Below are 15,799 nucleotides of genomic sequence, written 5' to 3' on the forward strand. Positions count from 1 at the left end.
AATCACCCAATATACTTTCTATGTGCTATTTTCACATTACTCTGTTTTACCATCGCGTAGTGCAGTGTTGTGTCTATTCTTTCATGTCCAAGCAGTTTTTGAACCTGTTCAATCGGCATTCCCTTATCAATAGCATTTGTCGCTAGTGTTCTTCTAAATTTGTGAGGATAAACTTCTGCTATTCCTGCTTTCTTCCCCAAATTTTTAAGCCGATTTTCAATTCCATTAATACTCATTCGTTGATGTGGTGAATGTAGAGAAACAAACAACGCAGAATTGGTATCTTTTCTCTTTGCTAAGTAATTCTGTAAATGTATTTTGCTTCTAGCGTCAAAATATACTATTCGTTGCTTATTACCCTTTCCCAATACCACACACTCACGCTCATCAAAATTTATATCATTCTGGTTAAGATGAACTAATTCACCGATACGCATACCCGTTGAAGCAAGTAGGTCAATCATTGCAATATCACGATCGTTATTACAATAATCCCTCAGCCTTTCTAAATCTTCATCACTATAAGTATCTTTAACTTTAGCTGAAGATTTAACCTTATGAATTCGTCTTACCGGACTTTTGATAATAATGTCTTCATCTTCCAGCCAACTAAAGAAACTAGAAAAGATTCGTCTAATATTATCAATAGTTACTCGACTGGAATTTCTAGAATGTTGATAATCACCTAAATAATCACGTAAATCCTCAGTAGTGACCCTTTGAACATGCTTCCCTAAATGTGCAAACATCATCTTTAATGTTGCATGATAATAGTTAATTGTTTTTTCCGAACATCCTTCAACCTGCTTGGCGGCTAAATAATCTGCAATGTAAGATTCATTGCTTCTTTTAGGACCGCTATCTTTATTATTCCCAAGTTTTTTCTTTAGTACTCGTTTCAGTTGTATTAGTTGACTGTTGTCCAAAACTTTTAACATTTCTTGTACGATTTCATCAATTACTGAGTTCATCTGTCATCTACCCCGTTTTTGATGAAATGATACTACACATTCTACAAGTCACTAAATGCTAATTTAGCTGCCTAAAGTAACAATTTATTAAGTAAAGTTTTCTTAATTTGATCAAGCCTACGGTTCTGTTTAATGAGGCTGAACTGCAGATTAGTTAATATTCTAGATACCCTTTCAAATTTTTTAAGCTCAGATTCTGTGGGTACGTAAATATCTATATTTTTCAAATCAGTTTGAGTTATTAGGGGTTGTGTAGAACCTCTATTAAGGGCACTATAATTTATCCAATGATTTAGTATTTCAAATAAATAGTCTTCATGATCTGTTTTAAAGACAAAACTATTATCAGATACCCATACAGGCTCTCGAAATCTTTGAATGATTCCGTGAGTTCCAACCCGGCCAGTTGTTAAAATCAGCTCATTATATAAATAGTTATCTGTGTAGCCCATAACTTTGCTTGCGCCAACAATAGGATATTTATCTTTCGAAGATTTAGTATCCGATTTCTTATTTGGACGTTTCCCTGATGTTATTTTAGTAATATTTTTGAGTTTGCCATTTAAATTAGATTGCATTTGTTGATTGAAAGATTTATCGAAGTATGCTGTTTTTATTTCATCTAAATTAGCATTTATTTGATTATTAAGACTAATCTTATTATCAAGAATACGAAGATTATTCGCAATTTTATTTTGAATATCCAAAGAAGGTAATTTAATATATATATCCTTTAAAAGCCTGTCTCTATTTATCTCAGTTTGCCCCGTTGATCCTTCTGCCAGCTGCTCAATTTTATATTGGTTTGCGATTACAGCGTACCCATAAAACACTGGATTTACAGTTTTTGTAGGGCGAATAATTATCATGTGCCCATCAACTGTCATTTTTTCCTTTAGATCATTAACTTGAGCTACCCGTCCTGCGGTCCCAACTCCGGTAGAGTTAATAAGCACATCATTTTCTTTCAAAACTTTTTCATTAGGAACATTTCTTTTATCAAGATTATTAAATCTTGAATTAGACAAAGAAATTAAATTATTTCTGTTACAGCGTTGGTTTAATACCCTTATAATATTTGTATCATTTTGGCTTGCATATTTAGGTACTATTCCTTTGGAAATATATGCCGTTATATCTTTAAGTGGAGTTTCTTTATATTTCATAACCAAGCTCCTTCAATACATCTTTGATTTCAGCTTGGAGCTTATTACTCTCCTCAAACTGTTTTTTCAATTCTCCAGTCAGACGAGCCATCTTGACTTCATATGGTTCCCCATCATCTTGTTGCTTTGCCAAGCCAACGTACCTACCAGGGGTTAATACGTAATCATTTTTTGCAATTTCATCTAGTTTGGCTACCTTACAAAATCCGGGAACATTCTTGTACTCTTGATCATTGGTACCACGATATGCATGGTATGTGTCAGCTACCTTTTTAATATCTTCCTTAGAGAATGCCCGGTGAGTGCGATCAATCATTTCACCAAGATCACGTGCATCGATAAATAAAGTTTCACCTTTTCGATTTCTTTCATCCTCAGATTTCTTATTCATATCAATAAACCAAAGTGAAACCGGGATGCCAGTGGAATAGAACATTTTATCCGGTAAGGCAACGATCGCATCAATCTTGTCATCTTCGAGAATGGCTTTCCGGATAGCATACTCTTCCTTCGTAGATGTCGACAAAGCGCCGTTAGCTAATACGAATCCAGCTTTCCCGTCAGGTGCTAATTTACTAATAATATGTTCAATCCAAGCATAGTTGGCATTACCAACAGGTGGAACACCATATTGCCAGCGAGCATCTTCTCTTAATTTGTCACCATTCCAATTTTTTACATTAAATGGTGGATTAGCTAAGATAAAATCAAATCTTTCACCTTTATGTAAGTCATTGGTAAAAGTATCGCCTTGATGTGGTCCAAGATTATTATCAATACCACGAATGGCAAGATTCATCTTTGCCAATTTCCAAGTAGTTGGGTTAGACTCTTCACCATAAACTGATAAATCTCCTATTTTACCTTGGTGCTCTTGGACGAACTTGTCAGATTGAACAAACATCCCACCAGATCCGCAACATGGATCATAAATACGTCCCTTATAAGGTTCAATCATTTCTACCAGTGTACGAACGATAGACCGTGGCGTGTAAAATTCACCACCCTTTTTCCCTTCCTGAGAAGCAAATTCATTGAGGAAGTACTCATATACACGCCCCAAAATATCAGATTGCTTGGCATGTTTGTCGCCTAGACTGATATCTGAAATTAAATCAACCACTTCACCTAGACGAGTTTTATCAAGATCTGGAGATGCATAGTTCTTACTTAAAACTCCACGCAATGAATCATTGCTTTTTTCAATTGCATCCATTGCGCTATCGATAATTTCACCAATTTGAGGTGTTTTCGCTGATCGTTGAATTAATTCCCAACGTGCTTCTTTCGGTACCCAAAAAATATTTTCCGAAAGATACATATCAGGATCTTCAGCATCTTCAGGATAATCTGATTTCAACAATTCATTATGCCTGGTTTCAAATGAATCTGATACATACTTAAGGAAAATTAACCCCAGTACAACATTACGATATTCTGAAGCATCCATGCTGCCACGCAACGCATCAGCTGTTTTCCATAATTTGTCCTCAATACTTAATTCCTTAGACTTGGTTGCCATTTTCACGACTCCTTTACTATTTCCATAATGTCACTGATATCACAGTCTAAGGCCTTACAAACCTTTAGTAATACCTCAGTCGTAACATTACCATTCCTACCTAACTTAGCAATTGAAGCGGCACTAACTCCACTAGCCTGTTGTAGATCTTTCTTTTTCATGCCACGATCAATTAACAGCTTCCATAATTTGTTATAACTGATGCTTAAGTTTTCGTTATTCATGATTACTTCCTCTAAATAAAAATTTCTGGAACGTTTATTTCAATTTCCTTAGTCTCACTAACAGCATCAAGATCGTTCGCTTTTAAAATATTCTTGGAGACAAAGTAATTATTATCGGTTTGAATGATAAATTCATCTTTATTGTCTTCTATATATTCTGAGGATTCTCTGGAATAACCATTCTGCTGTAACCAAATCCGTAAGTCACTATCTGTTCCATACTCCATGAAACGATACCAGTCATTCTGAGGTGGCATTCCACTCTTAGTTAACTCCTGGGTAACTTTCAAGAAATATTTACCTAATACAAACTGAAGATTTTGCAATCTTTTCATCACTAAATTAATGGTTATAGTCTCCCAGTCAATATTAGGGGTATTCTCATGGTATTGCCTTACCCTATTAAGAAATCTTGTATCTCCACGCTCAGGATCACGGATTTGAATTGCAAAGTCGCAAATCCGTTGCAGGCTGTACCCGCTCATCCAAAGTAAGGCCATTTTAGCGTCATCCTCGATGACCTTATCTTGAGTTTCCTTGTCTTGTTTTGACTTAACAAAGTCGGATTCATAAATAGCCCAGTTAAATATTTCTGATAGTTTGAGTAAAAAAGCTTTGGCTTCCGGCCACCTCAATTTTTCCCCATCATGAATATTAGGATATCCTTTAATATTTTCCTGACTAATCTTGTTTCTAAGACTTTCAGACTGATCAGAAGAGAAGTTAATATCATCCTCTAATTCGTCAACATATCGTTCTTGTAAGGATTGTAAAATTTTTCGTTCTTCTTTGTAGGTTATATGTTTTGCTAAATGGGTTCTAACTACTCCATGATGATCATTCCGTAATTCCTTGACATAAAGTAATGATAATTTACGAATTAAATCATAGTTCTTATCTTTTTCAATGTTATCTAAACGCACATCGCCTTTCTCTAGGCTCTTCTTAATTGCTGCCGCTTGCTTAGGCTTAATGACTGTAACTGATAATTTAGCTTTATTAAGTTTTCCAGCTAGCATAGATAAGTAAGCTTCACGGTTACTATGCGATTTCTTACTTTCTCCAGTAATCAAAAAAACATTTCCTATCATTGAATGGCCTAATCGACCAACCCTACCAATTAGGTTTAAGAAATCCAATCGGCTAAGTTTTCCTTTGCCATTATGCAACGTAGTGACAAAAATATTATCGGCAGGTAAGTTAACACCCTCTAATAATGTACTGGTGCAAAAAACTAGTTTTAAAAGTCCTTCTCGACAAGCTTCCTCTATTCTTATTCGAACATTAATCGGCAGTTCACCAGTATGAAAAGCAATCCCTTTTCTAATCAAATCAACCAATATATATTTTGGGTGTATTTTTCGGGAAATATAATCGGCCAACTCATTTAACTTTGCATCATTAAGTTCAGGTAATTGCCGGCCAACAACGACAGCGTCAGAAATAGCATTCTTTTTTGAACCGTAATAAATCAAGTTACATTTACTACCTTTTTGTATCTTGAGCATCCCTAAAACAATTTCCGATACTGAAGGAGTTCCTGTAAATTTATCTATTGTAGTAGCTTTCTTATTCAAATCATCATATATCAGAATTTCTTTATCATACCGATCAAAAATAATTTTCACTTGTGTTACTGGAGACTCAGTTATTTGAAGCCCTTCGTCTTTTTTATTCGCTTCAACAAGCTGTTTAAACACTCCAGGATTGGGTACTAATGGAGAAGCAAGGGTAATCTTAGGTAGATTATTCCATTCCTTAATTTGATCGAAAATCTCATAGTAGAAAATACTTCGTGAACTCATCTCAGTAGCTTTTTGTGACTCATCAATAAATAGGTAAGCTAATCTTACTTCAGGTTTTTGGAATATCAATGCCGATAAACGTTCAGGAGTCATCACAAAAATAAAGTTACCTTCGTAATCTGATTGAAACTCTTCTGGATGTGAAATCACCCGATAGTGATTTTCACTTAGCTTTGTACCTAAGTCATCAATCAGCCGACTCTTTACTTCAGTAATTAAGGCTTTACTAGGCACCGTAATAGCAAAGTTCTCTACTGAATCAGTCATTACTTTAAACTCAATATATTTCTCTATTAGAAAAGTTTTTCCCATTGAGGTGGGAGCCGAGAAACTATTAAGCTGGCTTGCTAAAGATTTAAAGATGACATCTTGTTTACCAATAAAAGATTGATTCTTTTGTCCTGGAATCTGACGTTTATCTTTCTGATACTCTTTTAGTACATCATTCCACAAATAATCAATTGTTGGAATGACACTGTATCCTTGCTTTTTTCGTGGCAGAAAGTTATTAAAACGAGTCAGCACTTCATTGGTTATAAGTCCCACCCTAGGATCGTTAGGGTACATCTTTGAAAGTATTGCAACTATTCTTAATGCTATATTTTTTTGATGGTTGTTTTCCTGACCGCTGATAGATTTTGACAATAAGTCTGCAAATTTCAGTAAGTCATATTTTTTCTTATTAGTGAGTTTCCAATCACCATTAAATAGCCAAAAAGCATATTGCAAAGATAGAATTTCCATTAACTTACGTAGATATTCATTATTTTCTAGGTGCTCATATAAATACTCACCTAGTTTTTTCCCATTCTTTTCCATCTCCCTACACCCCTATCAAGTCCTCCATAATACTATGACTATCTTCTTCTGCCTTTGTAAAAGGTAGCAAGTATACGTAGAATGACGATTTTTGCCAATGATGCTGCTGGATGGCACGGCCTAATTGGCTAATAGCTTGCTGTAAATCGTTATTAACAACTTGCCGACATCTCTCCTTAGCTTCTTCTTGGGTACAGTTATCTAAATCTTGTTCAGTTTTAAATTGATATCCTATAAAAAGGCCATACGATACTACTTCTTCCAAGTCTGATTCATTTGGAATCATCGATTGAATAATAGCCTGACTTTTTTCTTCGCCAGGTTGTGCGTTAAGAATGGTCGTATCAACTATATCCGTTGCTAATACCATTTCGTCCGACTGATTGTTCCTAAATTTTGATAATTTATCTACTACATTATCAACCGCATTTTTAAGATTGTTGTTTAATTGCGAGGCACCCAGAATCAATTGAGTTTTTTCTCCATCACTCTTTAAATATATTCCTTCACTATCAATTGTCCGACTAGTTTCAGAAATTTCAGCCCGAGTATACAATTTCAGAGCATTTTCTTCGTGCTCCAGAAAAACATATGTCAACAACTCGCCCAGTAAATTACTTGGAACACCACTTTTTTCATAGTTACGAAGTACCCTACCCGCTTTTAGTCCGGAAACATCCGTCTTTTCAACGCCACGTGCAACCGCATAGTTAGTAATGTTAGATAGTACCAATTCTCTTAGGTTCTTATAGCTGAATGGAAGCAATTCAGGTTTCAAAACAAATGCGTGGATTAAGTTCCTATTTTTTACCACATTCATCTCACTAACGTTTACCTGATGAAAAACACTAGCAAACATTTCGTCTGAGACACTCTTTACAGAAGCAATCCTATCCTCACTTTTTTGAGTGGGGATTTTTTGTTTTCGTTTATTTTTTCTGCTGGCCGCTTTGTCAAACACATCATTAAAAAGTTTGACTAATAATGCCGGCACTCTACCACGATACACATCTGTTGAGATTCCGTCTTTCTTCAGTTTATTAGCAATCCTAGTTAATTGATCTTCACCTATTTGGCTGAAATATTCTTCCAATGAAGATGTTTCTTTATTTGTAAGTTTAAGTATCTTTTTTGCGGCAGCCCTAGAAATCCCTGTTGCAGCAAAACCATTCAATGTCGATGGGGCTGGCATAGGGGCGTATTTTCCATTAGATGCATGAGTAATTATTAATCTAACAGTTTCTTCTTTTGAAGTACCCGTGGCATCCGGTAAATACGGATTAATCAAATCTATTAAATAAATAAAATTAGCTTTTTTTACCATTTTACATTCCAACTTTTCTCGGAATTTCCCGGAGTTTCATATAAAAACTCGGAGGTTGATTTATGCCCATCTTGTTATTATTCAAATATCAGCTAGAGATTAGTGCTTAACAATAATAATTATACCAGACTGACACCGTTTTCTCAGATAATTATTTTTGCATTCGCACATTTTTTTAGCTGATGGGCATGGAATGATTGATCACCATCCTTTACTAGCATGCCACCTAATTTCATAACACTTTCTGTAACCAAGCCACTAGTAAGGTGTCGTTGCAGTACCCAAGCGAGAAATCGTTTAGGTCTGTTTAGCACACCCTACTAGTGGCTTTTTGTATGCCTTAGATTCCTTCGCTTGGGAGATCCAAGAGGAGGAATTTTTAAATGTTCAATAACTCATACAATAATCCAGATGTCGAAATCATTTCTAAAAACGGAGATGGTTCCGTAGTGGTTGGCCTCAAAAATATGGGCAAGCAAATCATAACCCTGACGGCAGACCAAGCTGTGGTGGTCCTTGATCTTAAACATGACCAATATAACGCCGACCACAAAAATACCCGACGCAAGGTGTCCCTGGATGCTTATGACCCTGACAACAAACTGATTTCTGCTGGTGGGGACCCACTTCAACAACTGACGGCTGAAGTGAAAACTCCAGAAACCATCTACTTAGATAAGTTTGACGAACAAGAACGGTCATCAAAGCAAAAATCAGATCACCAAAAGTTAATGGCAATCTACCCCAAATTAACTAAGCCCCAACAACTTGTCTACGATGCTCTCGCTAATAATGAAGAACGGCTTAAGGACAAGGAATTAGCAGCCCAACTCAATATGTCAGTTCAAAACTTCAGTAATCATAAGCAAGCTATCTTCAAAAAAATCAAAAAATTTTGGTCAAAACTCGTTTAATTTTTAGACGCTAGTGGCCTATCTGTGGGAGGTATGAAACCTTACCACTGATTTTACTTGAAAGGACTGATTTAAATGGAACACCAAGTTTCCATTTCCGTTTCTAAACGCCCGCAAACTGGAACCGTCAGCTTGAAACGCCTGACTATCAGAGAACGCCTGCTACGTTGGCTATTAGGTGCACCAGCTCATTTGTTGGTTATTGCTCCTGACGACAGCGTAAAGCGACTACAAATTCAACCTTTAAAGGAGGACAACGATCATGAGTCTAACTAAACAACTAGTCAACCTCAAAGGTGATTTAAAAAACTTGAATAACACGATTGAAGAGCTAATTATCACTTTAGAACAAGGGCAATCTCCTCAAAATGAAGAACCTGACTTCGAACTACCAGCAAAGCCAAAGATCAAGCTTGAAGATGTTCGTAAAGAATTAGCCAAAAAGGCTAGTGAAGGTCACTCAGATGAAATCCGCAAATTACTCAAGACTTATGGTGCTGAAAAGCTGTCTGATGTTGACCCTAAAGATTATGAAGACCTCTTCTTAGAAGCACAGGGGGTCGGTCAATAATGGCATCCCCTAAAGTTCATGCGACTCTTTCAGCTTCTAGCGCCCACCGATGGCTAAGTGCTCCACCACTACCGCAATTAGAAAAGTTCTTTCCTAAAGATGCTAGTCCCATGGCAGCGGAAGGAACCGCAGCCCATGCCTTAGGCGAATACAAACTCCGTAAGGTCCTGGGACAAAAGGTTAAACGACCGACGTCTGATTTTGATAATGACGATATGGAAGCTTATACCGACGACTACTGTTCTTATGTAATGGAGGAATTCCAAAAGGTCAAGTTAAGCCACCCTGGTGCAACAGTCCTAATTGAACAGCAGTTAGATTTTTCAAAATATGTTCCTGATGGTTTTGGGACCGGCGACTGTATCATCATCGCCGATGGACTAATGCACATCATCGACTTTAAGTATGGTAAAGGTGTCCGAGTAGCAGCGGAAAACAATCCGCAAATGAAGCTTTACGCGTTGGGAGCATTAAACAACTATTCCATGCTTTACAACCACCCCGCCACAATTGATATGACCATCTTTCAGCCGCGGATTGGTAACGTATCGACCTGGTCGCTTGAAACAGACGCCCTGCTTCACTGGGCCAAGACCGAACTTAAAGAAAAGGCGGAATTAGCTCTTAATGGTCAAGGTGTCGTCAAGTATGGTCCTTGGCTTCAGTTCTCAAATTGCAATGCGGTCTTACGGGTTCGCTATAATCAATATAAGAAACTCCAAGCCCTGCAACTAAAATCTCCCCATTTGATGAGCAACGAAGAAATTGAAGAAGTTCTCGCTAACATTGACGACCTAATCAAATGGGCCAACCAAGTTAAAGCCTACGCTCAAGATTTAACTATCAATCACGGTAAACAATGGGCTGGTTTTAAAGTCGTCGAAGGTCGTTCGATTCGAAAATACAAAGATGAAGCTAAAGTGGCTCAAGTAGCAGAAGCTAATGGCTTCACTGATATTTACCTGCAGTCCCTACTCCCTATTACTAAACTTGAAAAGGTCATGGGAAAGAAGAAATTTGATGAACTACTGGGACCCTACATTTACAGACCGGCTGGCAAACTAACCCTTGTCCCTAATTCCGACAAGCGGCCAGCGGTTGACACAACTAATGCACAAGATGAATTTACGGAGGTATAGCATTATGGCAAATACTAATTTTAACGGAACTAAAGTTGTTACTGGTTTAAACACCCGGCTTTCTTATGTCCACCTACTGGAACCGGCTGCTCCGCTTGGTGGCGGAAAGGAAAAGTACTCAGCAAGTATTATTATCCCCAAGTCCGACACCAAGACTCTCGCTCAAATTGAAGCAGCCATCCAAAACGCTGTAAAGAACAGCTTAGAAAAGTTTGGTGGCAAGATGCCAAACATGAAAGCTATCAAAACGCCTTTACGCGATGGTGATGTTGAACGTGATGATGCTGCCTACCAAGACAGCTACTTCTTAAATGCTAACTCCATTTCCAAGCCCCAAATTGTTGATCGCCATCTGCAACCAATTCTTGATCCTGAAGAAATTTACAGTGGCATGTACGCTCGGGTATCTTTGAACTTCTATGCCTTCAACGTAAACGGTAACCGGGGCGTAGCTTGTGGATTGGGTAATGTCCAAAAGGTCCGCGATGGTGAACGTTTTGGTGGTAAGTCTTCAGCCAGTGACGACTTTACCTCTTTAGACGACGATAATGATTTCTTAGCCTAAGACTTTAATGGGTGGGGTTCTTTAGCCCTGCCCATTTTTTAAAAGGAGCACTTATGCAATTAATCTCCATTGATATTGAAACCTACTCATCGGTCAATCTAGCCAAAGCTGGCGTTTATCGGTACGCCACTAGCGATGACTTTCAGCTTCTCCTGCTTTCCTACGCCATCGATGAAGGCCCGGTTAAAGTGGTCGACCTTACCCAGAATGAAACTATCCCCCAAGAAATTATCGCTGCCTTGTCCAATCCCGAAATCATCAAGTCAGCCTTCAACGCTCAGTTTGAACGAGTTTGCTTGTCCTCCTTTCTGGGGAAACGACTAAAGCCAAAAGGTTGGCATTGCTCCATGGTCTGGGCTGCTACTTTGGGACTGCCCCTTTCGCTAAAAGGCGTCGGAGCTGTTCTAGGCTTGGAAAAGCAAAAGTTTAAAGCGGGTAAAGATCTCGTCCGCTACTTCTGCACTCCCTGTAAACCAACACAAGCTAACCATCAACGAACGCGAAATTTGCCCTATCACGATCCAGCTAAGTGGCAACAATTCAAGCAATATAACCAACGCGACGTTGAGGTCGAAGTTGAGATTAATCAAAAACTCGCCCGCTTTCCGGTCCAAGAATCAGAATGGCATAATTATTGGCTCGACCAAGAAATCAATGACTGCGGAATTATGTTAGACCAGGTACTTGTCAAAAATGCAATTGCTTGCGACCAAAGTTTCCGCCAACAATACCTAGATGAAGCTCAGAAACTAACTGGCCTTGATAATCCTAATTCACCGACCCAACTAAAGGCTTGGCTACACGAACAAGGATTAGACATTCCCTCACTGTCTAAAGCTGATGTTGATTCCGCTCTTCAATCGGCAACTGGTGACGTCCGTAAAGTCCTGTTACTACGCCAGCAACTTTCCAAGTCCAGTGTCAAGAAATACACGGCCATGCAAACGGCGCTTTGTTCCGATGGCCGAGTCCATGGACTACTACAATTCTATGGCGCCAACCGCACCGGACGTTGGGCAGGTCGCTTGGTCCAAGTTCAAAATCTTCCCCGTAATTCTATGTCCGACCTCAAAGAAGCTCGCGATCTCGTCCGTTCTAATAATCAGGCATCGCTAAATCTACTTTACGATTCAGTTCCAGACGTCTTATCCCAACTGATCCGCACTGCCTTTATTCCTAAACCGGGCTGTCAATTTTATGTTGCTGACTTTTCAGCTGTTGAAGCCCGGGTAATTGCTTGGCTGGCTAAAGAACAATGGCGCCAAGAGGTCTTTGCCAAGAATGGCGATATTTATTGTGAATCGGCTACCCAAATGTTCCATGTTCCGGTGGTTAAACATGGGATAAATGGCCACCTGCGCCAAAAAGGTAAAATTGCTGAACTCGCCCTAGGTTATGGAGGCTCTGTTGGTGCCTTAAAAGCAATGGGGGCTCTGAAAATGGGAGTTAAAGAAGATGAACTCCAACCCCTAGTTAACATGTGGCGTCAGGCTAGTCCTAATATTGTCCAGTTTTGGTGGGACGTTGATAAAGCCGCGACGACTTGTATCAAACAAAGATTGGATACTGAGACCCATGGCATTAAGTTTAAATGCCAGTCGGGATGCCTCTTTATCTTCCTGCCATCCGGTCGCCGGATTTGCTATGTCAAACCCAAAATTGGAACTAATCGTTTTGGGAATGAATCAATTACCTATGAAGGAATCGGCGCCACTAAAAAATGGGAGCGCCTAGAAACTTACGGCGCTAAGCTTGTAGAAAATATCGTTCAAGCCACCAGTCGTGACCTGCTAGCCAATGCCATGCAAAATCTAACTCAAGCCGGCTATCAGATTGTTATGCACATCCATGATGAAGTCGTAATTGAAGCCCCTAAAGGTACCTCACTTTCAAAGATTGAAAAGCTAATGGCCACGGTTCCGACCTGGGCTAATGACCTAAAACTAAATGCCGCTGGTTTTGTCACCGACTTTTACAAAAAAGATTAGGAATTTTTTTCAAAAGTACTTTATTTTTCCCTCCTGACTGTCCTAACAGTGAGGAGGTTTTTTACGTTCTCGCAATTAAAAATGAAAGGATCTGATTTTGATGAAAACAGAACTATCGCTTGAAATCCCGCATGACTTATTAGCACCCGCTAAGGAAGTCATTGCAAATCTGCAAAAAGACCAAGCTAATCCCAATTATCGTCCGATGATTTACATCTGTGCTCCTTATACTGCCGTTGTCATGAACAATCGCAAGGTCATCCGACAAGTTGAAAACTACTGTCGCTTTGTTTATGAATGTGGTGGCATCCCCATTTGCCCGCAACTTTACCTGCCCCGTTTCCTCAACTTACGCAATTATAACGAGCTAAACGCCGCCGTTTTTATGGATATTGTCTGGATGCGCAAGTGCTCTGAAATCTGGGCCTTTGGTAAGTTAACTGGCGATATGAAATGGGAAATCAAAAAAGCCCAAAAGAAACATCAACCCGTGCGCTATTTTACTGAATCTTTGGAGGTTATTAAATGAAGTTCACTCTATTTACTGCTAACACTACCGGTAAGCAAGCCAACACCCTCTATCCAAACCAAGTCATAATTTCATCAAAGCAAGATCTACTGGCTGCCATTAAAGCCGACAATACCTGTGCTGAATTTAAAGACTATAAGCGTAACATTGCTAGTTTTATCAAAGCTGACTGCCTCGTCATGGATTGCGACAATGACCACTCGGATGATACCACTGCTTGGATAAGGCCAGAAGATATTCAAAAGTACTTTGATGGCGTTGCCCATGCAATTACCTTTAGTCGCAACCATATGAAAGCCAAGCATGGTAAAGATCCCCGACCAAAGTTCCATGTTTACTTTCCGATTAAGGAAATGACTAATGCTCAAAGCTATGCTGAGCTTAAACATGAAATTCAAAGCTTCTTCCCTTACTTTGACGGGAATGCTTTAGACGCTGCCCGTTTTGTTTTTGGCGTAACGAACCAAGAAATTGTCTGGGTTGAAGAAAATGAAACTGTCGACCAATTTATCATGAGCCAGCGCTTCTTTAGTCAAGCTAACCACGCTACTACAATCAGCCAAGGTAACCGAAACTCAACCCTTTCCCATTTCGCCGGACGGGTCATTATGCGACTTGGAAATACTGATGAAGCTTACCAGGCTTTTATGGATGAAGCCGCTAAATGTGATCCGCCTTTAGCTGACCAGGAACTTAGCACCATTTGGCAAAGCGCCATTAAGTTTGGGACACGCATAGCCAAGCAACCCGGCTATATCCCACCATCCCAATACGGACAACAAGATGAAAAACTCAAACCAGCTGATTACTCCGATACTGGTCAAACCTATGCTTTTGCTAATTACTGCCAGGATCGGGTAACTTACACCAACCAAACTGGTTTCATGTGGTTTGATGGTAAAGTTTGGCAAGAATCGGAAGCCCTAGCCCTAGGCGAAGTCCAACGCTTCACCGATAAACAACTGGCCTATGCGGATAGTTTGGTTGCCACTGCAGCTACCCAAACCAAAAAGAATGGTGTCGCCCAAATGTTAAAGGTCATGAGTAAAGCCAAAGCTTACCAAGCCTTTAGCGAGGAACAGATCAAAAGCTACGAAGAATACGAAGCAGCTAAGCAATTTCGTGACTTTGTGATTAAGGAACGCAGCGTGCGCGGTATCGCCGGCTGTTTGAGTAACTCGCGCCCTAAACTTGTCCGTGAGATTAATGACTTTGACGCCGATCCTTTCCTACTCAATACCCCGGCTGGACCCTACAACTTGAAAAAAGGTCTCACCGGTAAACAAGACATCAAATCCTCAGAACTGATTACTAAGATGACCGACTTCTCCCCAAGTAACAAAGGAGCCGACCTTTGGCAAGAGGCCTTGCAAACATTCTTTTGTAATGACCAAGCATTGATTGATTATGTCCAAGAAATAGTTGGTCTAGTGGCAATCGGACAAGTTTTCTTAGAAGCCCTGATTATCGCTTATGGAGATGGGCGTAACGGGAAGTCCACCTTCTGGAATACTATCGCTAACGTTATGGGTTCTTATACCGGCCACCTGTCCGCAGATGCCTTGACCGTTGGCGTTCGCCGTAATATCAAACCCGAAATGGCTGAAGTTAAGGGTAAGCGACTCATCATTTCAGCCGAACTAGAAGAAGGTAAACGGCTCAACACCTCAACCATTAAACAGCTCTGCTCAACCGATGAAATCTACGCAGAAAAGAAATATATGAAACCTTTCTCCTTTGTCCCCAGCCACACTCTGGTCCTTTACACCAATTACCTACCTAAGGTTGGGGGCAACGACGATGGTATCTGGCGCCGGCTGATTGTCATCCCCTTTAAGGCCAAAATTGCTGGTAAAAGTGATATCAAAAACTACACCGACTACTTAACCAAAAATGCCGGGGAAGCAGTCATGCAATGGATCATCGAAGGCGCCCAAAAGATTATTGCCGCCAACTTCCAACCTACCGTACCTCCAGTCGTCAAAGATGCCATTAAAGCTTACCACGCAGAAAATGACTGGCTCGGAAACTTTCTTGAAGAATGTTGCGAAATTGACCCAAACTATTCTGAAAAATCGGGTGAGTTTTACAACGAATACCGCCTTTATTGCCAACGTCAAGGTGAATACATCCGAAACAGTGCCGACTTTTATACTGCCTTAAAGTTTGCTGGCTTTGGGCGGAAGCGGTCTACCAACGGACGATTCATCACTGGCGTCCGTTTGAAAAACACTGATTTTGATTTTCTAGCCTAAGGAGGCG

Annotated in this window: 13 protein-coding genes; 7 read left to right on the forward strand and 6 right to left on the reverse strand. The window is 39.6% G+C overall.

Going from position 1 to position 15,799, the window contains the following annotated elements; translation table 11 throughout:
- Positions 1-2: 2 nt before the first annotated feature.
- From xerA to H0G69_RS08345, 6 genes are all read right to left on the reverse strand, one after another.
- Positions 3-971 (reverse strand): site-specific tyrosine recombinase/integron integrase, encoded by a 969-nt coding sequence (gene xerA, locus H0G69_RS08320; protein WP_180304679.1) that lies wholly within the window; start codon positions 969-971, stop codon positions 3-5.
- Positions 972-1,042: 71 nt separating this feature from the next.
- Positions 1,043-2,137, reverse strand: a complete 1,095-nt coding sequence (locus H0G69_RS08325; RefSeq protein WP_180304680.1) for a restriction endonuclease subunit S — start codon at positions 2,135-2,137, stop codon at positions 1,043-1,045.
- Entirely contained in the window at positions 2,127-3,659 is a 1,533-nt protein-coding gene (locus tag H0G69_RS08330) for a class I SAM-dependent DNA methyltransferase (RefSeq protein ID WP_180304681.1), read from the reverse strand. Before H0G69_RS08330 ends, H0G69_RS08325 begins: the two co-directional genes overlap by 11 nt.
- Positions 3,660-3,661: 2 nt before the next feature.
- On the reverse strand, positions 3,662-3,883 hold the full coding sequence (locus H0G69_RS08335) for a helix-turn-helix domain-containing protein (protein WP_180304682.1): 222 nt from the start codon (positions 3,881-3,883) through the stop codon (positions 3,662-3,664).
- 11 nt (positions 3,884-3,894) lie between these two features.
- Positions 3,895-6,507, reverse strand: a complete 2,613-nt coding sequence (locus H0G69_RS08340; protein ID WP_180304683.1) for a DEAD/DEAH box helicase — start codon at positions 6,505-6,507, stop codon at positions 3,895-3,897.
- A gap of 4 nt (positions 6,508-6,511) precedes the next feature.
- On the reverse strand, positions 6,512-7,831 hold the full coding sequence (locus tag H0G69_RS08345) for a HamA C-terminal domain-containing protein (RefSeq protein WP_240164347.1): 1,320 nt from the start codon (positions 7,829-7,831) through the stop codon (positions 6,512-6,514).
- Between the two features lie 383 nt (positions 7,832-8,214).
- Between H0G69_RS08345 and H0G69_RS08350 the strand changes: the two genes are divergently transcribed.
- The 7 genes from H0G69_RS08350 (at position 8,215) to H0G69_RS08380 (ending at position 15,792) form a co-directional block, all read left to right on the forward strand.
- A complete protein-coding gene (locus H0G69_RS08350) occupies positions 8,215-8,745 on the forward strand; it encodes a hypothetical protein (RefSeq protein ID WP_180304684.1) in 531 nt (176 codons plus the stop codon).
- Between the two features lie 262 nt (positions 8,746-9,007).
- The gene (locus tag H0G69_RS08355) at positions 9,008-9,316 is read left to right on the forward strand and encodes a hypothetical protein (protein ID WP_180304685.1); all 309 of its coding nucleotides are present in this window, start codon (positions 9,008-9,010) and stop codon (positions 9,314-9,316) included.
- Positions 9,316-10,455 (forward strand): DUF2800 domain-containing protein, encoded by a 1,140-nt coding sequence (locus tag H0G69_RS08360; RefSeq protein WP_180304686.1) that lies wholly within the window; start codon positions 9,316-9,318, stop codon positions 10,453-10,455. Before H0G69_RS08355 ends, H0G69_RS08360 begins: the two co-directional genes overlap by 1 nt.
- The gene (locus tag H0G69_RS08365; protein WP_180305438.1) at positions 10,436-11,020 is read left to right on the forward strand and encodes a DUF2815 family protein; all 585 of its coding nucleotides are present in this window, start codon (positions 10,436-10,438) and stop codon (positions 11,018-11,020) included. The genes H0G69_RS08360 and H0G69_RS08365 overlap by 20 nt, the downstream gene beginning before the upstream one ends.
- A 53-nt stretch (positions 11,021-11,073) precedes the next feature.
- The gene (locus H0G69_RS08370; protein ID WP_180304687.1) at positions 11,074-13,008 is read left to right on the forward strand and encodes a DNA polymerase; all 1,935 of its coding nucleotides are present in this window, start codon (positions 11,074-11,076) and stop codon (positions 13,006-13,008) included.
- Between the two features lie 100 nt (positions 13,009-13,108).
- Complete coding sequence (locus tag H0G69_RS08375) at positions 13,109-13,537, forward strand: DUF7768 domain-containing protein (protein ID WP_180304688.1); 429 nt, start codon at positions 13,109-13,111, stop codon at positions 13,535-13,537.
- Entirely contained in the window at positions 13,534-15,792 is a 2,259-nt protein-coding gene (locus tag H0G69_RS08380; RefSeq protein ID WP_180304689.1) for a phage/plasmid primase, P4 family, read from the forward strand. Before H0G69_RS08375 ends, H0G69_RS08380 begins: the two co-directional genes overlap by 4 nt.
- Positions 15,793-15,799: the final 7 nt, after the last annotated feature.

The organism is Limosilactobacillus mucosae, assembly GCF_013423865.1.
GTDB lineage: Bacteria > Bacillota > Bacilli > Lactobacillales > Lactobacillaceae > Limosilactobacillus > Limosilactobacillus mucosae.